Consider the following 24,311-nt stretch of genomic DNA (forward strand, 5'->3'; position numbering starts at 1 on the left):
AGCTACTCGGGTGCGCTCACAGGCACCGAGGCTCTGAAATTCTTGAGCGTCACGACATTGCGCGCTGAGGTGCCGGACATCTCCAGCCGCTGTTCGAAGCGCACGACTCGGCCGGATTCGTTGACCCACACGTCGCAGGCAAACTTTTTGGTGCCTGTGGCACGCATCCTGTCGTACAGCCGAGGCTCCACCGTCCGGAGCTGGTCCTGGGCGATATTCCCGGAGAGTCGGTATGCCGGGGCTCCGTACACCTCTTCTGGCCCCTTTCGGGACTTCGGCCCGAGGTCCAGGAGCAGTTGTGCGTATGCACCGTAGTCAGCCAGGCCCGCGTTTGAGGAGCCCAGTTCCGTGCGCTGCCAATCCCCAACTGCTCCGCTGTCATCACGTGTTCGCGTGTAGGTGGCGTCCTCCAGCAGGATCGTCTCCGCACTGAACGCTTGGCCCTTCGGAACACTGTCGGTGGTCGTCAAGGTCAGCTTGCCCGTAGGGGCGGATCCGTTGAAGTTCATCCGGCCGGCCATGACGACCGTCAGCGTGGAGCTCGTATAGGTCTCGACCTCGACCTCGACCGAGTAGGGCGCTGGATCGGCGTTCTTGAGCGCCGCCTCGACGTCGAACGAATTATCAGACCCCGGCGTGGCCGATGCTCCGCTCTTCGCCGTCGGCGCGGATGCGTTCCCGGTATCGCTGGCGCCACAGCCGGTGAGCAGGACGACGGCCGCGATACCGGCCGCCGCGGTGGCCAAGTGGCGCATGACAGGGATCCTCCTCAAGCATGGCTGACAGGGCGCCGAGTCTGTCATGGGCACAGCCAAGCACTCCACTTCTTTCAACCCACCGCCATCCCCAGCGCCCCGGCCGCACCAGACTGTCGTCAACCCGTTCAAGCCTTGCCCGAGACCGCACACATCGGCGGTCGCGCGCGACGGCCACAGGTAAGACCACGGCCCCGTACCCGACGGACAACCGCCAAGTACCGGGCCGTATCGCTGAAGGCCAGAGGCGCTGAAACGGTTGCGGCCTCGCGGCGGGCGAGATCCGGTGGCTACGCCCGTGTGGTGTGGCTGAAGCCGAGACAGGTCAGTCCTTCGGCCTGGCACAGCCTGTCGGAGGGGCCGCCGACCTCCGTCTGGAGGAGTTGGCGGCGGGTCAGCCGACCGATCAGGTGCGCGTATGCCTCGCTACACCCCCACCGGCCTCAACCACGCTTCCGGGGTGCCGCCGTCGACCAGAGCAAGCCGCGACGACCGGCCCGTGACGACGGTGCGAAGCCCTCAGCTTGGGAAGCTGCGAGCATGTGGGGCCCGTTGCATCGCTGACCTGGGCGAACGGCTGGGCTGCGGCCTCGTCAGGCTCGGGTGATTTCACCGTGATTCCTCGCTGTTCCCCGCTCGATCTGGTGCGCTTGTGGTGCGGTCGGGCAACAGGCCACCGCGGGTGCTACAGCCTCAGATCTTGAGGATGTAGTACGGGTGCCCGAAATTGGTGTGCCGGGTCGTGGCTGTCGGCACCTTAGCCTCGATCGTTCATGAGTCCTCGTCGGTTTGCTGACGGGGGCTCTGTGCTTGCGAGGTGCGGAATCTCGTGGGCTGGGGCAGGTTGGTGGCCCGGCTGTCGCGTCGGGTGGGCGCCGGGGTTCCACGGCTCCGGGATGTTGCTGTAGTTCGTCGGGACGGTCGGAGCCGCTGGTCAGCCGGGGTTCGGCAGGGCCGCGAGTCGCTGGATCGCGCGGGTGATCGCATCCGTCCAGGGCCATCGGGCGGTGAAGCGGAGCCAGCGGCGGCGGCCGGTGGTGACCAGCTGGGCGGCGGCGGAGAACAGCCGCACGCGAAGCCGTTTGGGCTCCCAGCGGCGGGTTTCTGCAATCAGGGCGAGCATCGGCATCCAGGCGAGGAGGTCGAGTGCGATCTGGACGATCTCCAGCCAGATCCGGTTCTGGGCGGTGTCGTGCAGGGGAAGGTTGCGCAGTCCGGTGGCGCGGGCGCCTCGGATGCGGTCCTCGCAGCGTGCCCGCCGTCGGTGACGCAGCTCCAGGTCGGCGAGCTGGCCGCCTTTTGTGTTGGTCGCGAAACAGGTCAGCCGCAGTCCGTCGAGGTCGGTGAAGCGCAACTGGGCGCCGGGGTGCGGCCGTTCCTTGCGGACGACCAGCCGCATCCCCTTCGGCCACGTGCTCAGGTCGGGCATGTCGGTGATCTCTGCGACCCAGGCGCCGGGCCGCTCGGTGCCGCCTGCGTCGTAGGCCGGTGTCCATGCCTTCTTCGGGATCTTCAGGACGGCCTGGTGGATGGCGTCGGTGATGGTCATTCCGACGGAATACGACAGCCACCGGCCCCGGCGGGAGAGCCAGTCGTGGAAGACGTGGGTGCCGCCGGCGGAGTCGGTCCGGATCAGTGTCTGCCGTCCCCACCGCAGGTGTCTGGGCAGCTGGGCCAGGGCGAGTTAGGCGGTTTCGATGTGGTCGGTGGCGGTGTTGGAGCCGGCGTTGCCGGGCCGCAGCAGCGCGGCCACCGGTTCCCCGGACCCGGCCTCGCCGTGGTCGACGAACGCGACGAGCGGGTGATGGCCGAAGGTCTTCTTCCAGGTCGCAGTCGCATCCTGCTTCTCGGAGTGCGCCAGGACGAGGACGCCGTCGATGTCCACGATCACCGTGCCGTCGGCGGCCGGACCATCCGCACCGGCCAACTCCCAGACCCGCGACCTCACTTCGGCCAGCGCCGACCGGATCGCGGTGAGAGCCTTCGGCCGGCTGCAGCGAGAGCGTCGACGAGACGGGAGACCGTCGGATCGGAGGCCACGGGGCCGAACACGTGCGGCTCGGCCCGCAGCATGCCGACGTCGGCCAGACAGTCCCCGCCCAGCGCGACGGCCAGGGCCACATCCAGCAGGATCTTCCCCGGATCGTGCACTGCCCGCGGCTTGCGCCACGGCGCCAGTGCAGCCGATATCGCGGTGTCCAGCCCGGACTTGCGGACCGTCTCGACCAGCAGCACCGCCCCGGCCTGCGAGACCACCCCACGGCCGCCGCCCTCGACACGAACACACGGATACGACCCGCTACGCTTCTTCACCTGGAGAGTGCTTCTTTCCTCGCAGCTGACAGGACCCTCGACAAGTCCCATCGTTGCAGGTCAGCAGCACTCTCCGCTTATTTGATCAAGACCCGGACAGGCTCACTCGCGAAAGCGCAAGGTTAGGACCATGAGTCGTTGGAAGCTCTACGGCAACTGGTACGCCGACTGGGCCGGCCTCTCTATCGAGCAGCTGCGGGAGCGCCGGACCTTGGCCGCTCAGCGGGCTGAGGGTGCTGCGGCGCGTGGCATGGGTCGTAGCCCCAAGGCTGCACGGGGATGGCGTGAGCGGCTACACGCTGTCGATGACGAACTCCTGAGGTGGGTTTCCAGGGCGCGTAGCCACGACGTGAGGGTCTGAGCCTCAGTCGACGACAGCCAGCCACGATGGCGAGTGCGCCGGATAATCAAACGGGTGTGTGCCTCGTCCCACCTGAGCTTGACGCTGGTGCGGAGTCTGGCGTGTGAAGGGGGCTGTCTCTTTGCTCTCTCGACCTGCAGTGCTGTGACGCTGCATGTACGAAGTCGGCCAAGCTGACGTCTTCCCGACAAGTACGGGCAGGTGCTACATGTTGCGAGATCATTTCTCTCTTCAACAATCGCCAGCGTGACACAGGCTTGCTTAGTAGGGTCGCGGTGACCGAGGTTTGTGGACTAGTCCACTGCGTATCAGGTCAAACTGTGCCACAGTGGACATAGTTAACCTCCCTCAGTAACGGGCTGAGTACAAACGCTGTTAGTTGCGTAGTTGATGTGGGTAACCTGGACAAGGGGGTGTCGTGATGGCGAAGAAGCTGAGCTTTGCTCGACCGCCAGTGCGGTCGGTGGTTCTGAGCGTTTTCCTGCAGCCACTTGCGAAGCTTCGAACGCTTGATCTAGCGCCGCTGCGCGTTGAGTGGCGTCACCAATACCCCGAGCTTCAGGAGTTGACTCCACTTCCGTCGTGGGGCCCCCAAGAGCCGGACTCTGTACAGTTTGTGCAGTCCGGGCTTTCGTGGCCCATGCCGCTGTGCGTATTCGCCACAGAGAGCGGTGATCGGCGGATCCGATTCCAGCATGACCGCTTCATTCTGGCCTGGATTTTCGAGCCTGAAAGTGACGGATATCCAGGTTTTGATACTTTGAAGTCTGAGCTAAGTGAGAAGCTGGAGCGATTTAGCAAGCTATCTCATGAAGCGGTCGGTGAGATCCCGGAAGTCAAGCGCATCTCGGTTGAGTACACCAATAACTTGCTGGGGATCGCAGCGCACGAGGCCATGGCCGGCGTGCTGACCGGATGGAATAAGGAAAGCTCTTTCCCCTTTGGTAAGCCTGACTATTCCGGGTTCAGGGTGCATTACTGTGATTATGAAGATCACCCTAACGTCGGGGTACTGGTGGGGGTTGACTCGGCGGTAGGGGAGAGCGCCGAGGAGGAAATCCCCGACAGCTCAAATCTCACGCTAAGTGCAGAAGCGGACGTCGAATCTGGATCCGACTTCTGGGGTGCACTTGAAGAGGCGCATGATGTGGTAACTAGCGTCTTTGAAAAGGTGACTAGCGAGCGCATGCGACGCGAATGGGGGGAGAAGTGATGAATGTCTGGAGTGCTTCGGCTGCGGGTGTTGGGCGATGCACATCATCTCTCGGCTTACCGCAGGATTTTGCGCGACCCTCAAGGCGTTCTGCGCCTGCCGGGATGTGGGTCATCCGGAAATTTGCTTCCCATCTCGCTGGTGAAAGCGCTTCCCACTTCTTGCAGCCGCTCGGCGTATCTACAAAACTAGAGCTGCAGATGTACATCAGCTCTAAGCTCCAGGAACTTCGTTCGCTTGAGGTGGGCTGGGATGGAGGACACGCTGACTCTATCTCTCAAGGTGTAACCCACCAGGTCTATCGCATCCTCGACCACTTGACAGACAGTCGCAGTGTTTACCCATTCCTGACGCCTACATCCGAGGGTGGTGTTTTGACTGAGTGGCGCGCAGGTAAAGAGCGTCTGGAAATCGAGTTTACCCCTGGCGAGGCTCCCTATGTCTACGCAGTCAATGTTGACGGTAGCCTTAGGATCGACGGTCACCTAGGGGAAAAGGGGATCGCCGCCGACGCTCGACGCGCACTTAAGGACCTTTCGCTCAGGGTCTGGGCCAGTAATCCCGCGTGGAAGAGACTGTTTGTCTGAAGTGGCCTGAGCGGGAGGGGGATACTGGCCTTGGAGAGTTCGTCGACGTGGGATGACGCGTCTATTCTGGACGAGGAAGTCATCTATCGCCGGGTTCCGGATGTTCCGAATTTTCTCACTGCGGACCTCATCAGTGGAGATAGGAAGCCGAGTCGTGCTGCTTTCCAGTTCGACAGTGACGGTATATCGATCCACCGGAAAGCCTTGCTAGATGAGCACGGCCTGGGGCCTGATTCTGTAATAAAGAAGCCTGGGCAGATGGTCTTTTCTTTTCTTGCTGCTGTTCCTCGATCTCATGGTGTCGGGATCATTTATGATCCCGTAGATGAACCTCCGGCTGGCTTTGCCCACGCGCTCATTAGAGGTGAGAAACCTAGGCCCGATGACAAGGCATTGAGGGCGCGGGTTGGTGACGCGCTGGCGGAGGCGTCGGTGCGCGTTTATTGAGCGCAATCAGTCTTTCAACCGTTGTTCTGGCCCGAGCCACCGAAAGTGAGCCAGGGCGGCGGGTGGGTTGAACGCACACTTGTCACGTGTGTCTCCAGCAACCCCGTGCCGGCCTTAGCCACGCATTTCGGATTCGTCACGGCCGCAACCTCGCTCCGACTTGGGTGCTGTTGGTGACAGCTGACAGGGGTCACATGGACGGCGTAGCGGCACCTGGCGGCTGCCCAGCCGCGATGTACCCCTTCTCTCGCATCAGGCGGCTGTTTGCTGTACGCGCGGCACGGGCCCCGTCCGGGCTGGAGCGGGGCGGAGACTGGAGCGCAGGCCCGGCCGGGGGCCGGGCCGCGTGCGGGGAGCGGAGCGAGCCGCCTTGAACCAGTAGAGAAAGTTTGAATCATGCTCTCGCTGCCCTGTGTGTCCGGTCCCGGGAGATGCTTGACACTTCGGTCCCAGCTGATGGTTGACGGTGGCCGTGATCGGCTTTGCTGTGCACGTCGTTGCGGCGTGTGGGCTACCGGTCATGTCGTCCGCTTGCCGACCGCCAGCAAGTGGGAGCTCGCTGCCAGCAGTTCGGGATACGGCTCCGCCATGCGCGCGGCGGTCAGGGCTGACTCGAAGAGCGGGGAGTCGGTGAGGGGCTTGCCGGTGTGGCGTTCGGTGGCGGCCAGGAGGGACCAGGCCGGGCCTTCGATACCGTAGACCTGGGTGTTGGTGAAGTCGGCGGTGGTTACCTCGTCGAGCAGTTGGGCGCCGCTGTGGAAGTACGCCTTCGTGAACGCTTTCTTTCCGTCGTGGATCTGGGTGGCGAGGATGCCGGAGATGCTCTCGCGCAGGGGCTGCTTGTGGAGGTGCGCGAAGGCGGTGTGTTCGAAGAGGGAGGCGTAGCGGTTGATGCCGGCCGCCGCGAGGAGGCCGCCCGGTTTGAGGACGCGGTGGGCCTCGGCGAGCGCCCGGTCGCGGTCGGTGCGGTCGGGAAGGTGGTAGAGGGGGCCCAGGAGGAGCACCACGTCGTACGAGGCGTCTTCAGCCGTGAGGTTGCGGGCGTCGCCCAACTCGACTGTGGCGCCCGCCCGTTCCGCCTGGGTGAGGTGGCGGGAGATCGGGTCGACGACGTGGACGTCGTAGCCGTCCGCCACCAGCCAGCGGGCGTGGGTGCCGGGGCCGCCGCCCACGTCGAGGATCCGGGCGGGCGGGGGCGGCAGGTGACGGCGTAGCAGCTCCTGGGTGCGGACCATCTCCAGGTGTCCGTCCGCCGTCGTGGACAGCCGGTCGGCCTCGTCGATCGTCTCGGTGTAGAACCTTACGATCTCCGGCGCTACCTCAGGGGTCGTCATACGCGGCATTCTCGTGCCGAGCGGGGTGGATCTGCCTTCCGAGCCGCCGAGTTCAGGCTTCTGGTTGCTCGATCGGAATTTCGTACGCAATCTCCCAGCGCACATCCGGAACGGTGATGTTGGCCGTCTCCACAGGGCGTCCGTCGCTGTCGTAGTACGTGCGCTCGATGCGGGTCAGAAGGTCGCCGATGCTGATGCCGAGCAGGTTGGCCTCTTCCTGAGTGGCTCGGCCGGGGCGGGGGACCTCGACGGCTGTGTCGACGGTGATGTCGATGGATCGCATGCGTTCGACGACGCCTTGGCCGGCGAGCGGACCCATCTCGGGAAGGACGATCGGGGTGCCGTCGGTGACGGCCATCGGTTCCCACGACTCGGACAGTTGAACCGAGTGCCCGTCCGCCAGGAACTCGTACCGGGTGACGACGCAGGGATCGCCCGGGGCGAGGGCGAGGCGCTGGGCGATGTGTTCCGGCGCTGGGACGCGGGCCTGGCTGTGGGACTCCCAGGTGCCCCGCCTGCCCTGCTCCTTCATGTCGGCGCGGAACGGTGAACCTCCACGGCGCTCTCGGTGCCGGGACCGGACCATACGCAACCGTTCACGAGGCGCACGGACGTAGGTGCCTGAGCCTGCGCGGCCTTCGAGAACCCCCTCGATGATCAGGCGTTCCATGGCCCGCTGGGTGACGTTGCGGCCCACCCCGTACTCCTCGGCGAGCTGGGCACGCGAGGGCAGGCATTCGCCGACGGCCCATTCACCGTTCCTGACTCGATGGCGCAGGTCGTCCGCGACATGGAGGTACGGGGCCTCTCTCGGCATACGGCTCTCCGTGCTGCCCCGAAGTCGCGGGGCCGGTGGTGCGGTTGACGGCGACATTGACAAGTTACTGCATCAGGTAGAAGCTACTGAAGTAGAAATACGGAACGTGACTTCATGCTCACTCGGGGGATTCGTGTGTCCGAAGGTCGAAAGCATCGCTGTACGGCTGGCCCTCGCCACCGGCTCCGAGGTACGCCGCAATGAGAGCGCCGCAGGTGTCCGTCTGGAGGCAGACCTGCCCCAGAACCTGAGCGAGACCAAGCGCAAGGCCGTCCTCGCGGTCATCGCCGACGCCGACACGTACGGGCATGAACGCACCGCAGCCGGAGACCGACTCTGGGTGCTCATCCACAACAAGGCCGAAGAAAGCCCCGGCGACCGCTGACACGGCCCCGAGGCATGGCCGATCTGAGTAGGAGACCGACAATGCACCTTATATCACGGGCACTTACATGGGTGGAAGCGTTGCTCTTCGGGCCACCCGACCCTGCAACCAGCCGCCGCGCGGCCCGCGACACGAGCACCGGCACCGGCACCGCCCCGACCACCTCTTCGGGCGAGTCCGTGCGCCACCCCTCACCCGAGATGTGGGCCGCCTTCCTCGCGAGTGCTCGGCGCCGTAGAGACCGAACCCGATGTCCGTGGCCTCGCACCGAACTGCCGGAAATCACCGCCGAGGACATCGCCAGCACCCTCGTCGGCGCGTACGTCCTGACTCCCGAGGTGCGCCAACGGATCAGGCAGGCACGACAGTTCGCGGAGGCAAGCTGATGACCGGGGGACGGGTTCGAGCCACCGCCCGACGCGTCGAGATCCCCATGCTCCGCGCCTACCGGCTGTGGTTCGAGCACACCCGCAAGTGCGCCGACGGCTGCAAACACGTCCACACAGCACAGGACGGCTGCGAAATCGGACGGGAGCTGTGGGGCACGTACCGCCTCACGCGCATCGGGAAAGGCGGGACCACGCCATGAGTTGGACCATCGAGCGCGCACCCGGGCGGCCTGTGCGTCGTACGGATGACGACGGGATCGCCGTACCGCTGCGGCTGAACGGGACCGGTGACCGGCACCCCACCGACACCGACATGACCCTCACTCTCGCAGAGGCCGAACATCTGCACGCCGCCCTCTGCCGCGCCCTCGACGGCCAGCCCCCGCCTCCGACCGCGCCGGACTGTCGTCAACCCGTGCAAGCCTCGCCCGGGGCCGCGCACATCCTCGTTCGCGCGTAACGGCCACGGCCCCGTACCCGACGGACTACCGCCGGATACGGGGCCGATCGTGCTGACCTAATTGATCGTCAGCCGCGCTTCACATCCCCCTTCCCACAAGCCAGACCATCCCTGTTCCGGTCCAGCTTCAGCGGGTCGTCCTTGCCGTTGACCTTCAGGCGGCCGTAGTTGTTCTCCTTCAGCCATTCGCAGCGGGACGCCGTCGTCTTCTTGACCTCCGCCGGGAAGGCCGTCGGGACGCAGACGTTGGCCGTGCCGTAGTGGCGGTCGCAGCCCGAGATCGTGGGGCTGACCTTCTTCGACTTGGTCTTCTTCTGGGGGCCGGTGGTCTTGCCCTTCGGGGCGTCCGCGAATTCGTGGACGTGGGCCGAGGGGGCGTCGCCGGAGGCCTGCGCGAGGGCTGACGGGCCCTGGAGGTGGACCCATTCCGCCACCGACGGGACACCGTTGGCGTCGACCGCGAAGAGCATGTACCAGCCGGGCGGGGCCAGGTTGGGGTTGCTCGTCACGTTCAGGTCGATGTTGTTGCCGTCAACCGAGAGGGGGAGGTCCACGAAGCGCTGGTTCGGGTCGGAGGAGTGCGTGACCGCTGCGGGGCGGATCAGTTCCGCCTTGGCGATCGGGCGGTCCACCGTGATGCGCTGCGTGTCGCCGTACACCCACTCCTTGTCGATCACCGACGTGATCTTCGGGCGGGCGCCCTTCAGGAGGTACGGCGGGGTGTAGATCGACACGTCGTGGTTCCAGGTGCCGTTGCCCGGGTTGTCACCCGTGGTCATGACGCGGCCGTCGGGGAGGAGGAAGGCCGAGGAGTGGTAGCCGCGGGCCTCGGGGTCCGTCGCCACCGGGTCGAAGGTGCTGGTGGCGGGGTCGTAGATCGACGTCTCGAACACCGGGTCGGCGCGGTTGTGCAGGGCGCCGCCCGTCTCCAGGACCTTGCCGTCGGGCAGCAGGACCGCCGAGACGTACATCTTGCCCTGGTTGCCGGTCTGGGCGACCTTGCCGTTGCCGAGGTCGACCGTGCCCTGCGGGATGGGCGGGCCGGCGACGTACGCCGGGTTCGCGGCCTTCAGGTCGATGACGTCCGTCAGCCGGTTCGCCTCGGGGTTGGACTCGATGTTGCCGCCGCCGATCGTCAGGACCTTCTGGTCCTGGGCCGGGGGCAGCAGCACGCTCGCGGACTGGTCGCGCTCGTCCTTCCGCTGCAGGCCCGGGATCTGGGTGATCGTGTTGGCGCCGTAGTCGTAGATGGCGCTGCCCGTGCCGGGGATGTTGTTGCCGAAGACATGGCTGCCCGAGTAGAAGAGGCGGCCGTCCTGCATGAGGATCATCGACGGGTACAGGCCCCAGTACGACCAGGTCTGGTTGACCTTCCAGAGTTCGAGCCACTTCTGCTCGGCGTCCGACCACAGCTCCGCCGCCACCGAGCCGGTGGAGTCCTCGCGCAGACCGCCGAACGAGATGACGTCACCGTTGCCGAGGATCGTCGCCGACGGGTACCAGTGGCCGTCGTTCATGTCGTTGGTCTTGCTGTAGGTCTCGGTGACCGGGTCGAAGATGTACGAGTCCTTGTAGCCCTCGTAGCCATGCGAACCGTCCGCCGCCGGGTACGCCTTGTTGCCGCTCATCACCAGCACACGGCCGTCGTCCAGCTGCACATGGCCCGCGCAGAACATGTCGTCCGGGGTCGGGATCTGCTTGTACGTGCCGTTCTTCGGGTCGTACACCGCCGAGGTGAACGTGCCCGCCTCGAACATCTGCTCGCTGTTGCCGGAGCCGGCGATCAGCAGCACCTTGCCGTTGTTGAGGACGACGGAGTGCATGGAGCGAACGGGGTTCTGGGTGGGCAGTACGTCCCAGCGGCCGTTCTGGCATTCGTCCGGCGTGCCCGTGCACTCCGGCTCGGGGACGGGGTCGGCGACCTGGTCCATCGTGTAGTCGTCGGTGGTGACGGAGCCGGTGCCGTAGACGGAGACGCCCCAGGTGATCCGGTCGGTGCCCGCCGGGATCTCGGGGGTGCGGACCGTCGCCTCGGTCCAACTGCCCGCGATGTCCAGCGTCTTGAGGTCGGTCCAGTACTGCCAGCCGGCCGTGGTGTCGTGCCGGAACAGGGTGACGGACGTGTCGGGGGTCGTCGACTTGTACCAGAGCGCCAGGTCGTACTGCTTGCCCACCGTGACGGAGGGCGCGCAGGCGGCCGACTCGGTGATCAGGGCCTTGCGGTCGCCGGAGACCCGGCGGGTCAGCTCGACCTTCATGGCCTTGGTGCCGGAGTGCGCTCCCGCCACCGTGGTGAAGGTGAAGTCGTTGTCGCCCCAGCCCGACTTCTCCCAGCAGTACGGCATGCCGTCACTGCCGGCGGTCTCGAAGCCGGGGTTCTGGATGAGGTTGGCGGCGGACGCGGGTTGGGGCGAGACCAGCAGGAGGCCGGCGGCGAGCGCTCCGACCGCCAGCAGGGCTGTTCTTCGTCTGGGTCTGGGTCTGATACGGATCTTCAAGGGGTTCTTCAGGTGGATCTTCACGCGGCTCTCCTTGCCGGCTCGGCCTGCTTCTCCTCGCCGCGCTCCCCACGGCGAGACGTCTTTCGCGGCAGATAGACCAGCGCCTCGGTCCCCACGAAGCGCAGCACGAACGTCGTCACCAGGGCGAGCGCGGTCGCGGGCAGCGCCCCCATCTCGAACCGGCCGACGAACAGGGCGATCAGCGGGATACGCAGCACCAGGTCGGCGTTGGCGAGCAACGCGAACCGGCCGATGCGGTCCCACCCCTTGCGGTGCTTGCGCCGCTCGCGGAAGCACAGGTGCTCGATGAGGAAGAAGTTCCAGAGCACCCCGAGCTGGTTGGCGAGGATCTCGGCGGGGACGTAGTGCATGCCGGCCGAGGTCAGGGCGTACAGCCCCGCGAGGTTCGGCAGGAAGCCGGTGACACCGATCAGCCCGAAGACCGTCATGCGGGCCAGCGGCGATGCGGTGCGCAGCCCTACGAGGTGGCGCAGGAACCTGAGGCCCTCCTGCGCGGTCGACTTGGATTCGCCGGCGTACCGGTCCTGGAAGACGAACGGCACCTCCGTGACCTGCCGCGGGCGGCTGCGGACGGCGAGTTCGAGGAGGATCTTGTAGCCGAGCGGCTGGAGGATGTCGGCGGTGACCGCGCTGCGACGGATCGCGAAGAAGCCGCTCATCGGGTCGCTGATGCCGTGCAGCCGGCGTGGGAAGAGGGACTTGGTGAGCCAGGTCGCCCCACGCGAGACGGCCACGCGGTAGCTGCCCGCGAGTCCGGCCCGGCTGCCGCCCTTGATGTAGCGGGAAGCGACCACCAGACCCGCTGACGACCGCTCCCCGGTCGCCACCAACTCCGGTACCAGCGACGGCGGATGCTGGAGGTCGCCATCCATGACGACGATCCAGTCGGACGTGGCCGCCTTGATGCCCTCGACCACCGCGCCGCCGAGTCCGCCGACCGGTTCGTCGCGGTGCAGGACGGTCACCGGGAACGGGCAGTCCTGCGCGGCCTCGTTGATCACATCGGGGGTGTCGTCGGTGGAGTCGTCCACAAAGACGACCTCGCAGGGCAGCCGCCCGGGCACCGTCTCCGTGATCTGGTGCAGCAACTCCCGTACGTTGGCGGACTCGTTGAAGGTCGGTACGACGATGGTGACGGCCCCCGGCTCGGGGATTTCCGCCCCGCGTACGGCCGGGTCGCCCAGCTCTTCGGGGGCGGTGGACTCGTAGCTTCCGCTGTTCATCGGTCGCCTCCAGCGGCCTCGGTCTCGCGGATTCGGTCGTTTCCAGCGGCCTCGATCTTGCGGATCTCGATCCGGTCCTCGCCGGTGCCGAAGGTGGCGACCGGCGTCGAGTTCTCCATCGCGCCCTTGACGTTGGGCAGGTCGACCGCGTCGCGCCGCACGGTGGGGGAGGCGACCACGTAGTCGAGGTCGCGCCAGCCGCGCGGCATCGTCTTCGTCACCGCCGGGTCGAGGTCTGCCTTGTAGAACCAGATGACGCCGAGCCCGGGCTTGTAGCCCTCGTGGACGAGGTCGAGCCAGAGCGCGTCGTCGACGAGGACACGGGTGCCCGCGGGGTCGTCGACCTCACTGCCGAGCCACTTGGCGGCTTCCTGGTAGGGCGCGTTGGCGTTGAACGTCATCGCGGTGTGGTTGCCGTCGTACCAGCGGGGGACGACGTACACCGCCGCGGCGGCGGCCAGGGCGACGGCGACCGTGCGGCGCGCCCAGGTCAGGGCCCGTTTCTCGGTCGCGTCGCGCCACCTGCGCAGGACGCCGTGCGCGACGCTCGCGGTGCCGCCCGCGAGGACGAGGGCGAGGAAGGGGAGAGCCTGGAGGACGTACATCGCGGGCAGATAGCCGGGGCGCAGGGCCATTCCGGCGAGGATCGCGACGGCGAGCGCGGGTCCCGCAAGGGCTCTCGCGGTCACCGACCAGCGCCAGGTGACCAGGAGCAGCAGCGCGCCGGCGAGTCCGCCGAGGGGCAGGACGCGGTCGTAGTAGAGCCAGGACTGCAGGACGCCGTAGGAGCCGGTGCCCTCGGTGAGGATGAAGCCGGAGCCGGGGCGGCTCATCTGGTAGACGATGCCGTCCCACAGCGACACATGGCCGGCGCCGGGGAGCAACTCGCCCTTGAGCAGGGCGAACAGCGGGTACGAGACACCGATCAGGGTGCAGGCGGTGACGGCGCCCGTGATGGCGAACTTCCGGGTGTCCCGGTGGCTGTGCCGCCACATGGTGAGCAGCACGGCAGGCAGGACGAGGAGCATCGTCTCCTTGGTGAGCACGGCCGCGGCGGCGGCCAGCCCCGCGCCGAAGTGGTGCCAGAGGTGACGGCTCGGTGAGGCGGCGAGGCAGAACGCGAGCAGCGTCCACATCACCGCGATGTTGTCGAGGAAGATCTCCCGCTGGAGGACCACCGACAGCGGGGACAGCCCGAAGAGGGCCATGCCGAGGCCGGCGGCCCAGCGGGGCAGCGAGAGGCGGCGGCCGAGGACGTAGAGGAGGACGGCGCTGACCGCGCTGATCACCAGCATCACCACGCGCATCGAGCCGACGGTCATCGACTCGGGGGCGAGCTGGGCGGGGATCCAGGTCAGTGCGGCGAGCTGCATCCAGCCGAGGGGCGGGTGGTCGTACCAGTAGGTGTAGTGGGCGAGCCCCCTGCCCTCCTGCACGGCCCAGGCCTGTGCGAGGTAGGTGCCCTCGTCGTCACTGAGGGTCGGGTAGTCGGCGATGTTCCACCCCTGCACGATCATGATCGCGACGAGGAGGAGACCGCAGAGGACGAGGTCGGAGCGCGAGTCGCGCAGGCGTTTCGGTGCAACAGGCACCATTGTTCGACTGGTCGAACCGACTCTGGGCGCAGCTGTCCGCTGCGCGGGGACCTTGACTTTCGTCTTGGTCGCCGCGGGAAGTGTGGAGGTCACGCAGGAACGTCCTCTCGGTTCACGTTCGCGAGATGTGCGCCGACGTGACTGGTCAACTCCCAGTCGTTGCGGCCGCGTTGCTCACGCCAGACCGCGCGTACGGCGGCGAAGGCGAGGAGCACCTGGTAGAAGGGGCCGCCCACGACGAGCTTGGCGTAGTGGACGAACCTGACGCGGAGCCCGTACTGCTTGCCGAAGTCGTGCAGTCCGACGAGCTCGAACACGAAGGTGACGAGGGCGGTGACGGCCGGCAGGAAGGTGATGAAGGCGACGCCGACGGGCACGTCGAGGAAGACCGCGATGGCCACGTTGAGCGGGATGATCACTCCGGAGATGGCCTGGAGATACGGCGTCATCAGCGTGTAGCGGGCCAGCAACCGCTGCCGGAATCCCGGCAGTTGCTTCCAGTCCTTCTTCCGGTAGACCTGGAGGAAGCCCTGGTTCCAGCGGGTGCGCTGTTTCATCAGCGACATGAGGCTGCCGGGGGTCTCCTCCCGGGTCACCATGTCGGAGTCGTAGGCGACGACGACCTTCTTGCCGACGCTCGACAGCCGGACGCCCAGGTCACAGTCCTCGGCGAGGCAGTTGGGGTCCCAGCCTTCGGCGTCGCGCAGCACATCGGTGCGGACGAAGACGGTGTTGCCACCGAGCGGGATGAACCCTTTCTGCGCGTGCAGGTGCAGCCGGGACCGGAACCAGAAGAAGTACTCCAGGCAGTTGCGCAGGCTGTACCAGCTGGAGTTGAAGTTGATGAGCTGCACTCCGCCCTGCACGACGTCCGCGCCCGTCGTGCGGAAGGCGTGGTCGACGTGGGTCAGCAGCTCGGGATGGACCTGGTCCTCGGCGTCGAAGACCCCGACGACGTCGCCGCGACAGTGCGGCAGCGCCGTGTTCATGGCTTTTGGCTTGTTCTTCTTCTCGTGGTGGTCGACCACCACGCGGACCCGCGGGTCGCGCTCCTCGGCGGCCCGTGCCACGGCGGTGGTCTCCGGGTCGTCGTGCCCGACGATCACGATGATCTCGAAGTCGTCGTGGCTCGATTCGAGCAGTCGTTGGATGGTGTGGTCCAGCACGGCTTGTTCATGGCGTGCGGGCAGCAGCAGCGAGAACGACACATGCTCGTCCCCGTCCGGTCTGCTGAACCGGGTGGAAGCGAGCACTTCGGGCGTACGCCACGCGTGCATCTGCCACCACAAGGTGAAGGCCGCCATCCAGAACAAGGCCAGCGAGACGACAGCAATGAAGACAGACGTCAGCAAGATAGATCCCCCCGGATCCCAATACCCCCTGTCGCGGCAGGAGTTACTCCCGCCGCGTCGCTGTGGAGAGACTAGGGGGAAACTGTGAACCCTGGGGACCCTTCCGATAAAAAGCGTGTTTCCGTTCGGTAGAACATGTAGTCGGAAGTGTCCGAACACCGGCCCGTTTCCGGGCAGTTGTTCGATCTTGCCCCGGTCCCTGACCGGCGAGTTTCAGCCGGTCGAGGCTGTTCCGAGGGTCGAACGCAACCGGTCGACATCGGTCGTGGGAGCGTCACATGTGAAGTTACGGCAGACATACGCGGTCGGTTCACCGCCGACGAGCGGACGGTCGGCCAGCAACGGCAGCTCGTCACTGTCCGTGCTTCCGACGGCAACCACCGCACCCGGCGCGGTCCCCAGCAACGCCGTCCGGTGCAGTTCCTTCGTCCCCGGATGCCCCTGCGGCCCGACGACCGCCACCTCGCGCGGCCCGTCGAGCAACGCCTCGGCGGTCGCGAGTCCCCACCCGATGAACCTCGGAGCGCGCGGCCCCAGCGCCTTCACCACACCCAACGCCCGCTCGGCGGCGGTCCGATGGGGCTCGGATCCGGTGTGCGCGGCATAACTCAGCAGCGCCCCCGCCGCCGCACTCCACCCGGACGGTGTGGCGTTGTCGGTCGGATCCTGCGGCCGCCGGATCAGCTTCTCCGCGTCGACGGCGGTGTCGTAGATCGCTCCCGACTCCTCATCGACGAACCGCACGAGCACATGGTCGAGCAGGAACCCCGCGAACTCGAGCCATACCCCCTCCCCCGTGACCGACGCCAGCGCCAGGAACCCCTCCGCCACATCCGCGTAGTCCTCCAACACCCCCGCGTTGGCCCCCACCTGCCCGTCCTTGCTGGTCCGCGCGAGCCGCGCCTTCTCGTCCAGGTGCAGTCGTACGAGGAGGTCGGCGGTGGCGATCGCGGCGTCCACCAGGTCGGGGCGGTCGAAGTAGGCGCCGGTCTCGGCGAGCGCGGCGACGGCGAGCCCGTTCCAGGCGGCGACCACCTTGTCGTCGCGGCCGGGGGCGGGGCGGCGCGAACGCGCCTCGTTCAGCCGATTCCTGACCGACTCAACCTTTTCGGCGTCGAACACACCCTCGTGCTGCGGAAGTTGCAGCACGGAGGCCCCCTCCTCGAAGCTCCCCTCCTCCGTGACCCCGAAGTGGAGCGCGGCGAGCCGCGCGTCCTCCTCGCCGAGTACCTCGGTCAGCTGCTCGGGCGTCCAGACGTAGTAAGCCCCTTCAACGTGCTTCCCGGTTCCGTCATCGCTGTCGGCGTCCAGCGCGGAGGCGAACCCGCCCTCGTTCGTCCGGAGTTCACGGACCATGAAGTCGGCCGTCTCCAGGGCCACGCGCCGGGCGAGTTCGGAGCCGGTGGCCCGCCAGAGGTGGGCGTAGACCCGGCAGAGCAGGGCGTTGTCGTACAGCATCTTCTCGAAGTGGGGCACGACCCACTCACGGTCGACGGAGTACCGGGCGAAGCCGCCGCCGAGTTGGTCGTAGATGCCGCCGCGGGCCATGCGCTCGCACGTGTCCTGCGCCATCTGCAGCGCGCCCTCGGATCCGGTGCGCGCCGCGTGCCGCAGCAGGAACTCGATCACCATCGACGGCGGGAACTTGGGCGCCCTGCCGAACCCACCCCGCGCCGCGTCGTACTCCCGGGTGAGCCCGAGCAACGCCTGCGCGAGCTCGTCCTCCCCGGGCACGTCGACGGCCGCGAACTTCAGCTCCCGCCCGGCCAGATCCCGCACGATCTTCCCGGCGACCTCGATGACCTCGTCCCGCCGACCGGTCCAGGCGGCCCGCACACCCTCCAGCACCTGCTGGAAGGACGGCATCCCATGGCGGGGCGCCGGCGGGAAGTACGTCCCGAAGTAGAACGGCTCCCCCTCCGGCGTCAGAAACACGGTCATGGGCCAGCCGCCCTGCCCGGTCGCCGCCTGCACGGCCTCCATGTACACCGCGTCGACGTCCGGCCGCTCCTCCCGGTCGACCTTGACGCTGACGAAGTGGGCGTTGAGGTACTCGGCGGTCGCCTGGTCCTCGAACGACTCATGAGCCATCACATGACACCAGTGGCAACTCGAATAGCCGACGCTGAGCAACACCGGCACCCCCCGCCGCCGCGCCTCCTCGAACGCCTCGGCCGACCAGGGCCACCAGTCCACCGGGTTGTCAGCGTGCTGGAGGAGATAGGGGGAGGTCTCGTGGGCCAGTCGATTCGCCATGGGCACCATCATTCCCCAGTACCCGGGAATCGCAGTTCAGCACGGGGGCGCGTCCCGTTCTCCGCGCTGGCGCACTCGGCGCGCCCCAACGGGGGCGCGGGGAACCGCGCGACGAGCCACGACGAACCCGAAGTCGGCGAACAGCCCCAGTACCCCACGGCGAAACCCCGTCCCTCGACGCCGGCGGCGATCACGCCCTCTCGCCTAGTCACACCGATCGGCCCACACTGGCCAGAGGCAGCCGTTTCGGCGAAGGGGGACGTTGTGATGCGGGACAGCCACCGGGGGGAGGCCGAAGGGCTGTTGGTCCGGGCGGTCGAGGAGGAGGTCCGCAGGTCGGGCGGCCGTACCGACGGAGTCGTCCTGCTCGGCCGCGCCCGCGCCGCGCTGGACACGATGGCGCAGAACGCCGCGGAGGAGTACGAGGCGTACACCCGTGCACTGGACGAGTCGGAGGTCGGCCGCCTCACTTTCGGCCAGCGCTACGCGAAGGAAGGCTCCGGAACTCCCCTGCTGGTCGCGGCCGTCGCCGCCGGCACGGCGGTCGTGGCCGACCTCTCCTTCGGCGTCGACGCCGGCACCGCCGTGAGCACCGGCCTGATCGTCGGCATCGCGAGCGCCGTGGCCACGGTCCTGAAGGTGACCGCCTCCCACGTGCCCGCGGCCCACCACCGCGCGGGCGCTCTGGGCCAGCCCGGCGGCCCCGAGCAGCTGCGGCTGCAGTGGCTGACGGCGCTGGAGGTGCGTGGGATACGGCCGTTCCTGGACCAGCAGCGCGTACTCGCCGCGTCCACGGCGAAGAAGAAGGCGCCCCAGCTGCGTGGCACCGACAAGAGCGCGGCGGCACGGCGGCGCAACGTACTGGAGCAGTCGTTCGCCCAACTCCCCGAGACCGACGACCGGTTCGCCGGCCGGCGGGCGGAGATGGGGAAGATCCGCCAGTGGGTACAGGCGGCCCGCGCCGAGACCGAGACCCGGCCGACCGTCGTCGTACTGCACGGTGCGCCCGGCTCCGGCCGTACCGCACTCGCCGTCCGCGCGACCCACGAGCTGCGGGACTACTTCCGCGGCGCCTGCGTGGTCGATCTGCGCGCCGACAGCCCGCAGGAGACCCCGCTCCCCACCCGGGACGCGCTGATGCATCTACTGAATCGTCTCGGCGCCCCCCGCGACCAGCTCCTCTTCCGTGAGCGCACGTCCCAGGACCAGCAGGTCAAACGGCTCGGCGAGTTGTACCACCAGCACCTGACCGCCCTGCCGGTGACGATCGTCCTCGACGACGCCTCCGACCCCGAGCAGGTCCGCGCCCTCGTCCCCGAACGCTCCGACAGCCTCGTCCTGGTCACCGCCCGCACCCCGCTCGCCCTCCCCGCCGATCTGCCCGCTTGGGTCCACCAGCTCCCCGTTGAGGCGCTCGACGGCGACGGCACTCACGAACTGCTGAGCACGGCGGCGCAGGACGGCTCGGTGCTGTCGGCGGGGGCGGCGTCCACGCGAGCGCCGGCGGGAGCATCAGCGGGGTCCTCGATCGGTGTTTCCACGGGGGCGCCGACCGGAGCGTCCGCGGCCGCCAGGTCCGCCTCCTACGACACCGAATCCGTCGCCCGGATCCGGCACCTGTGCGGCGGCCTCCCCCTCGCCCTGCGCATCGCCGGCTCGTCCCTGGGCCCGCGCACGCCGGGCCAACTGGCCACGGACCTGGGCGCGTACGGCCCGGTCGAGTCGGTCGAACGGGCCCTCTGGCTCCGCTACACCGACCAGTCGGAGCCCTCTCGCCGTCTGCTGCGCCGCCTGGCGCTGGCGGGCCGCGCCTCCCTGGGCGCGGCGGCCGCCGCCTCCCTCCTCGCCACCGACGAGACGGAGGCGACCCGCCACCTCACCGCGCTCGCCCGCGCGGGCCTGATCGACCATGTCCACGGCAACCGCTACCGCCTGCACGACCTGGTCCGCGCCTTCGCCCACGCCCGCCTTCTCGACGAGGAGGAACAGAGCGAGCGCACGGCCGCGCAGGAACGCCTGATCGTCACCTACGCCGACCTCGCCGACTCCGTCCTGCGCCTGGTCGACGGCAACATGTCGACCCGCTCGGACCGCTTCGGCCAGCACGGCTTCGTCTCCCTGGACGAGGCGCTGCGCTGGCTGGACGACGAGACGAGCTTCATCACCTCCACGCTCCGGCACGCGGAGGGCGTGAACCAGGCGGCGGTCCTCAGCCTCCTCGGCGCCCTGTGCGACTACTGCCTGCTGCGCGGCGACCTCTACCGCCTCGGTGAGCTCAGCGAGCTGGCCCAGTCGGTCGACCAGGGCCTGCTGACCCGCTCGGTCCAATGGCGTACGGGTATCGCGGCCCGTCAGCTGGGCGAGCTGGACAAGGCCCGCACGACGCTAGCGTCGGTCGTCGACCTCTACATGGAGACGAACCACGACGCGGGCGCCGCCCGAGCCCTGTGCTCCCTGGGCATCACCCTGCATCACCAGGGCAATCTGACCGAGGCGGCGGCGAAGCTCCTGGAGGCCCTCCAGCTGCAGTCGGTCCCCCAGCTGGCGGCGGACCGCGCCTGGACGATGCACGCCCTGGCGGCGGTGGAACGCGACCGCGCCCACCTGGCCGACGCACTGGACCTGTTGACCCGCGCCCTGGTCATCCACCGCCAGCAGGAGTCCCTGCACGGCGAGGGCTGGGCGTACTTCCAGCTGGGCCAACTGGTGCTGCGGATGGGCGACGTACCGCGGGCGGAGAGCGAACTCCGCACCGCCCTGGACCTCTTCGGCCGTACCCGCGACGCCCGCGGCCAGGCCTGGGCCATGACCCAGCTCGCCCGCGCCCGCATCGTCGCCGGCGACCCCTCCGCCGCCGTCGACGGCCTCCGCCAGGCCCTCTCCCACCACCGCGACAACGAGGACGCCCGCGGCGAGGCCTGGAGCGGCTACTACCTGGGCCAGGCCCTGGAGGAGACCGGCAACCTCGACCAGGCGGTACGCGAACTGGAACGCTCCCGCACGATGTTCTCCCGCATGCGTGACGTCTACGGCCTGGCCTGCGCGAGGCACCATTCGGCCCGCGTGACCCGCGACCAACGAGCCGTCCAGACCGGCTCTCTGCGCAACTCCGGCTTCGCCCGCCAACTCCTCGTCGACGCCCGCGCCGACTTCCAGCGCATCGGCGTGGCCCACGGCGAGGCCTGGACCTGCCTGGAACTGGCCGTGGTGGACGCGGGCAACGCCCGCACCCCCCAGGCCCTGGCCCTCTGCGAGGAGGCGACCCGTCTCTTCACGTCCTACGGGGACCGCCGCGGCGAGGACTGGGCCCGCTTCCTGAAGTGCACCCTGCTGCCGTACGCGGCCCCCGGCGGAGTCGAGATCGGCACAGCCGTGGCCCAGGAAGACCTGGCCCACCTCTCCCGCACCGCTCATCCCCTGCGCGACGAAAAACTCGCCGAATACATCGAGGCGTATCAGCTGCTGCTGGAACGAGGCGTGAACCTGGAGAGCGGCTGGCGCGCCTGGACCCTCGGCATGGTCCCGAACCGCCACGCCCGGGAGGTGATGGGGGTACCGGTGGCGGGCGGGCATGGGTGAGCGAAGGACTCGGTGATCGGCCTCCCGCGGCGATGCGCCGTGACTCCGTGACACCTGAGCGGTGTCACGGAGTCACGCCGTCGAGCCATCGCGTCGGCGATCAGCCCTTCGCCGGTGTCGTCTTCCCGCCCGCATCCGTCGTCGTCTCCTCGACGGATGCGTCCGGCGTCTCCTTGAAGTCGACCTTGCCCATGTGCTTGTTCATGGACTTCATCAGGCCCCAGACGGCCAGGGCCATCACCGCGAAGACGATGAAGCCGAGGACGCCGGGGGTGACCTTGTCCTTGTCCAGCTCCTCGGCGAGAGGAACGGCGAGGTGTGTGACTGCCAGGCTTACGCTCATGTCTGGCATTGTCCCCCAGGGCTAGCGGATGCCCGCAAAGAGGTCGTCCTCGGGGAGCGAGGTGTCCACGAGGGACTTCGCGAGCTCGTACTCCTCGGTGGGCCAGACCTCCTTCTGGATCTCCATCGGGACCCGGAACCAGCCGCCGTCGGGGTCGATCTGCGTGGCGTGGGCGATGAGGGCCTTGTCACGGATCTCGTAGAAGTCGGCGCAGGGGACGTGCGTGGTGAGGGTGCGGTCCTTGTGCTCGGACTCGTCCCAGCGCTTGAGCCAGTCGCCGTAAGGGGACTCCATGCCGCGCGACACCAGGGCGTTGTGCAGCGCCTCGGTGCGGGGACGGTTGAAGCCCTGGTTGTAGTACAGCTTCTGCGGCTGGTACGCCGGGCCGTACTCGGCCTCGGGGTACTTCTCGGTGTCCGTCGCGCCCTCGAACGCCACCATCGAGATGTTGTGGGTCATGATGTGGTCGGGGTGCGGGTACCCGCCGTTCTCGTCGTAGGTGGTGATCACCTGGGGACGGAACGCGCGGATCTTCCTGACCAGCTCGCCGGCCGCCTTGTCGACGTCCTCCAGGGCGAAGCAGCCGTCGGGAAGAGGCGGAAGGGGGTCGCCCTCCGGGAGACCGGAGTCGACGAAGCCGAGCCACTCCTGCCCGACGCCGAGGATCTCGCGGGCCTCGTCCATCTCCTTCTTGCGTACCTCGTGAATGTGCTCCTCGATGTACTTGTCGCCCAGTAGTTTCGGATTGAGGATGGAGCCGCGCTCCCCGCCCGTGCAGGTCACGACCAGCACGTCCACCCCCTCGGACACATACTTCGCCATGGTGGCCGCACCCTTGCTCGACTCGTCGTCGGGGTGCGCGTGCACGGCCATCAGTCGCAGCTGGTCAGTCAAGACTCATTCCCTCGTCACTCGGCGCCCGGCCTGAACTTCGATGACTCGGCCCGGCGCGATCCGGTGAGTCCATACTGCCGTCCCGCTCGGACACCCGTGTGGGGCGGCCGTCAGGCGCTGGGCGGGGGGCTTCTATAGTGACGGCATCGGGGGGCGGGATATTCCCGGTCCAGAGCGTGGACGCCCCTGCCGGAAGCACGCTTCCGGCCCCTTTCCGAGAGGACGACCATGACCACGGCGAGCACGCGGCTTCCCGAGGGCCGCTACGGCCGCTCCGCGGACGAGCGCGCCGACCGCAAACTCAAGGTCATCGGCAGCGTCCTCGGCGCGGCCCTCCTCGTCCTCATCGGCTGGTTCGCCTACCACTACGTCGTCGGCAACAAGATCAGCGTCGAGATCTACACCTTCGACACCTCGGCCACCTCGGTGAAGGTGCACCTCAGGGGCGACAAGGACGCCGGTGTCGAGGGCTACTGCACCGTGCGCTCCCAGTCTGAGGACGGCGCCGAGGTCGGCCGCGCCGACTTCCGCTTCGACGCCGGCATTACAGACATCGACAAGGTCGTCACCCTCAAGACGACCTCGCGCGGCACCACGGCCGAACTGCTCGGCTGTCACGTCGGCTGAACCCCGGCCCCGAGGTGCCGGCTGGAGACCGCCCCGGGGCACCGGCTGGACCCCGGCTCTCCGAATCGATGCCCTGACCTGCGTCGACGTAATGCTTGTGGTTTATGTCCTCCCCCTTCCGCCACTGAATTGTTAGGCTCGTGGTTTCGCCCACTCGTGAAGGAACATTCTTCTGGGTAGGGCGATGCTTTGTATTCCCAGTACCTACGAGGAGCACCTGTGACCCAGACCAGCGAGAACGTCACCTGGCTGACCCAGGAGGCGTACAACCAGCTCAGGGCCGAGCTGGATCACCTGTCTGGTCCTGCGCGCACGGAGATCGCCGCCAAGATCGCGGCCGCGCGCGAGGAGGGCGACCTGCGCGAGAACGGCGGGTACCACGCGGCCAAGGAGGAGCAGGGCAAGCAGGAGCTCCGGGTCCGCCAGCTGACCCAGCTCCTGGAGAACGCCAAGGTCGGCGAGGCGCCGGCGTCGGCGGACGGCGCGGTGGCGCCCGGCATGGTCGTGACGATCGCCTTCGACGGCGACGAGGACGACACCGTGACCTTCCTGCTCGCCTCCCGTGAGTACGCCAGCTCCGACATCGAGACCTACTCGCCGCAGTCCCCGCTCGGCTCGGGCGTGACCGGCAAGAAGGTCGGCCAGGACGCACAGTACGAGCTGCCGAACGGCAAGTTCGCCTCGGTGAAGATCCTCAAGGCCGTGCCCTACCAGAGCTGAACGCGTAACCCCCGCTCGACCCGTGGCCCCCGGCGCCCCTTCGGGACGCTGTTGGTTAATTCGGGGGCTGGTCCTGCTTCGCCCCGTTGAGCATGAGCTCGGCGGGGCGAAGTGCTGCGAAGTGGCTGGTTCGGGTGCG

General features: G+C 67.7%; 20 protein-coding genes and 2 pseudogenes. 10 read left to right on the plus strand and 12 right to left on the minus strand.

What is annotated here, in order from left to right; genetic code table 11:
- Nucleotides 1-2: 2 nt before the first annotated feature.
- The 3 genes and pseudogenes from ACFU53_RS22395 to ACFU53_RS22405 all read right to left on the minus strand — a co-directional run bounded on the left by ACFU53_RS22395 (nucleotide 3) and on the right by ACFU53_RS22405 (nucleotide 3,068).
- Entirely contained in the window at nucleotides 3-755 is a 753-nt protein-coding gene (locus ACFU53_RS22395; protein ID WP_383995074.1) for a hypothetical protein, read from the minus strand.
- Between the two features lie 290 nt (nucleotides 756-1,045).
- Nucleotides 1,046-1,141 (minus strand): annotated as a pseudogene (locus tag ACFU53_RS22400) (GNAT family N-acetyltransferase); the annotation flags it as partial.
- 548 nt (nucleotides 1,142-1,689) lie between these two features.
- Nucleotides 1,690-3,068 (minus strand): annotated as a pseudogene (locus tag ACFU53_RS22405) (IS1380 family transposase).
- A 782-nt stretch (nucleotides 3,069-3,850) separates the two neighbouring features.
- On the opposite strand from ACFU53_RS22405, the gene ACFU53_RS22410 reads away from it, so the two are divergent.
- The 3 genes from ACFU53_RS22410 to ACFU53_RS22420 are packed head-to-tail and all read left to right on the plus strand — an operon-like array spanning nucleotide 3,851 to nucleotide 5,676.
- The gene (locus ACFU53_RS22410; protein WP_383995077.1) at nucleotides 3,851-4,642 is read left to right on the plus strand and encodes a TIGR04255 family protein; all 792 of its coding nucleotides are present in this window, start codon (nucleotides 3,851-3,853) and stop codon (nucleotides 4,640-4,642) included.
- Entirely contained in the window at nucleotides 4,642-5,229 is a 588-nt protein-coding gene (locus ACFU53_RS22415; protein WP_383995079.1) for a hypothetical protein, read from the plus strand. Before ACFU53_RS22410 ends, ACFU53_RS22415 begins: the two co-directional genes overlap by 1 nt.
- Nucleotides 5,230-5,259: 30 nt before the next feature.
- Nucleotides 5,260-5,676: a hypothetical protein gene (locus ACFU53_RS22420; protein WP_383995082.1), complete on the plus strand. Its 417-nt coding sequence runs from the start codon at nucleotides 5,260-5,262 to the stop codon at nucleotides 5,674-5,676.
- Between the two features lie 518 nt (nucleotides 5,677-6,194).
- On the opposite strand, the gene ACFU53_RS22425 is transcribed toward ACFU53_RS22420, so the two are convergent.
- Together ACFU53_RS22425 and ACFU53_RS22430 are read right to left on the minus strand one after the other, a co-directional pair.
- Nucleotides 6,195-7,010 carry a class I SAM-dependent methyltransferase gene (locus ACFU53_RS22425; protein WP_383995085.1) on the minus strand — a complete coding sequence of 272 codons (816 nt, stop codon included), beginning with the start codon at nucleotides 7,008-7,010 and terminating at the stop codon, nucleotides 6,195-6,197.
- Between the two features lie 52 nt (nucleotides 7,011-7,062).
- Nucleotides 7,063-7,827, minus strand: a complete 765-nt coding sequence (locus ACFU53_RS22430; protein ID WP_383995087.1) for a GntR family transcriptional regulator — start codon at nucleotides 7,825-7,827, stop codon at nucleotides 7,063-7,065.
- A gap of 133 nt (nucleotides 7,828-7,960) precedes the next feature.
- On the opposite strand from ACFU53_RS22430, the gene ACFU53_RS22435 reads away from it, so the two are divergent.
- From ACFU53_RS22435 to ACFU53_RS22450, 4 genes are all read left to right on the plus strand, one after another.
- Entirely contained in the window at nucleotides 7,961-8,212 is a 252-nt protein-coding gene (locus ACFU53_RS22435; protein WP_383995089.1) for a hypothetical protein, read from the plus strand.
- A 71-nt stretch (nucleotides 8,213-8,283) separates the two neighbouring features.
- On the plus strand, nucleotides 8,284-8,598 hold the full coding sequence (locus tag ACFU53_RS22440) for a hypothetical protein (RefSeq protein ID WP_383995092.1): 315 nt from the start codon (nucleotides 8,284-8,286) through the stop codon (nucleotides 8,596-8,598).
- Nucleotides 8,598-8,801, plus strand: coding sequence for a hypothetical protein (locus tag ACFU53_RS22445; RefSeq protein WP_383995095.1), 204 nt, complete (start codon nucleotides 8,598-8,600; stop codon nucleotides 8,799-8,801). Before ACFU53_RS22440 ends, ACFU53_RS22445 begins: the two co-directional genes overlap by 1 nt.
- Nucleotides 8,798-9,061, plus strand: a complete 264-nt coding sequence (locus tag ACFU53_RS22450; protein WP_383995098.1) for a hypothetical protein — start codon at nucleotides 8,798-8,800, stop codon at nucleotides 9,059-9,061. Before ACFU53_RS22445 ends, ACFU53_RS22450 begins: the two co-directional genes overlap by 4 nt.
- A gap of 68 nt (nucleotides 9,062-9,129) precedes the next feature.
- Here the strand turns inward: ACFU53_RS22450 and ACFU53_RS22455 are convergent, their stop codons facing one another.
- From ACFU53_RS22455 to ACFU53_RS22475, 5 genes are all read right to left on the minus strand, one after another.
- A complete protein-coding gene (locus ACFU53_RS22455) occupies nucleotides 9,130-11,583 on the minus strand; it encodes a galactose oxidase-like domain-containing protein (RefSeq protein ID WP_383995101.1) in 2,454 nt (817 codons plus the stop codon).
- On the minus strand, nucleotides 11,580-12,806 hold the full coding sequence (locus ACFU53_RS22460) for a glycosyltransferase (RefSeq protein ID WP_383995104.1): 1,227 nt from the start codon (nucleotides 12,804-12,806) through the stop codon (nucleotides 11,580-11,582). The genes ACFU53_RS22455 and ACFU53_RS22460 overlap by 4 nt, the downstream gene beginning before the upstream one ends.
- Nucleotides 12,803-14,494, minus strand: coding sequence for an ArnT family glycosyltransferase (locus ACFU53_RS22465; protein WP_383995107.1), 1,692 nt, complete (start codon nucleotides 14,492-14,494; stop codon nucleotides 12,803-12,805). The genes ACFU53_RS22460 and ACFU53_RS22465 overlap by 4 nt, the downstream gene beginning before the upstream one ends.
- Entirely contained in the window at nucleotides 14,491-15,753 is a 1,263-nt protein-coding gene (locus ACFU53_RS22470; RefSeq protein ID WP_383995110.1) for a glycosyltransferase, read from the minus strand. Before ACFU53_RS22470 ends, ACFU53_RS22465 begins: the two co-directional genes overlap by 4 nt.
- Nucleotides 15,754-15,966: 213 nt before the next feature.
- The gene (locus ACFU53_RS22475) at nucleotides 15,967-18,009 is read right to left on the minus strand and encodes a thioredoxin domain-containing protein (protein WP_383995112.1); all 2,043 of its coding nucleotides are present in this window, start codon (nucleotides 18,007-18,009) and stop codon (nucleotides 15,967-15,969) included.
- A gap of 267 nt (nucleotides 18,010-18,276) precedes the next feature.
- Between ACFU53_RS22475 and ACFU53_RS22480 the strand changes: the two genes are divergently transcribed.
- The gene (locus ACFU53_RS22480; protein ID WP_383995115.1) at nucleotides 18,277-21,588 is read left to right on the plus strand and encodes a tetratricopeptide repeat protein; all 3,312 of its coding nucleotides are present in this window, start codon (nucleotides 18,277-18,279) and stop codon (nucleotides 21,586-21,588) included.
- 100 nt (nucleotides 21,589-21,688) lie between these two features.
- Here the strand turns inward: ACFU53_RS22480 and ACFU53_RS22485 are convergent, their stop codons facing one another.
- Entirely contained in the window at nucleotides 21,689-21,931 is a 243-nt protein-coding gene (locus ACFU53_RS22485; RefSeq protein ID WP_383995118.1) for a hypothetical protein, read from the minus strand.
- 21 nt (nucleotides 21,932-21,952) lie between these two features.
- The gene (mca, locus tag ACFU53_RS22490) at nucleotides 21,953-22,804 is read right to left on the minus strand and encodes a mycothiol conjugate amidase Mca (protein ID WP_383995130.1); all 852 of its coding nucleotides are present in this window, start codon (nucleotides 22,802-22,804) and stop codon (nucleotides 21,953-21,955) included.
- Between the two features lie 249 nt (nucleotides 22,805-23,053).
- Between mca and ACFU53_RS22495 the strand changes: the two genes are divergently transcribed.
- Nucleotides 23,054-23,452 (plus strand): DUF4307 domain-containing protein, encoded by a 399-nt coding sequence (locus tag ACFU53_RS22495; RefSeq protein WP_383995121.1) that lies wholly within the window; start codon nucleotides 23,054-23,056, stop codon nucleotides 23,450-23,452.
- A gap of 219 nt (nucleotides 23,453-23,671) precedes the next feature.
- A complete protein-coding gene (gene greA / locus ACFU53_RS22500; protein ID WP_383995124.1) occupies nucleotides 23,672-24,172 on the plus strand; it encodes a transcription elongation factor GreA in 501 nt (166 codons plus the stop codon).
- The last annotated feature ends 139 nt before the right edge of the window (nucleotides 24,173-24,311 follow it).

The sequence above is a fragment of the Streptomyces sp. NPDC057474 genome (assembly GCF_042802555.1).
Lineage (GTDB): Bacteria > Actinomycetota > Actinomycetes > Streptomycetales > Streptomycetaceae > Streptomyces.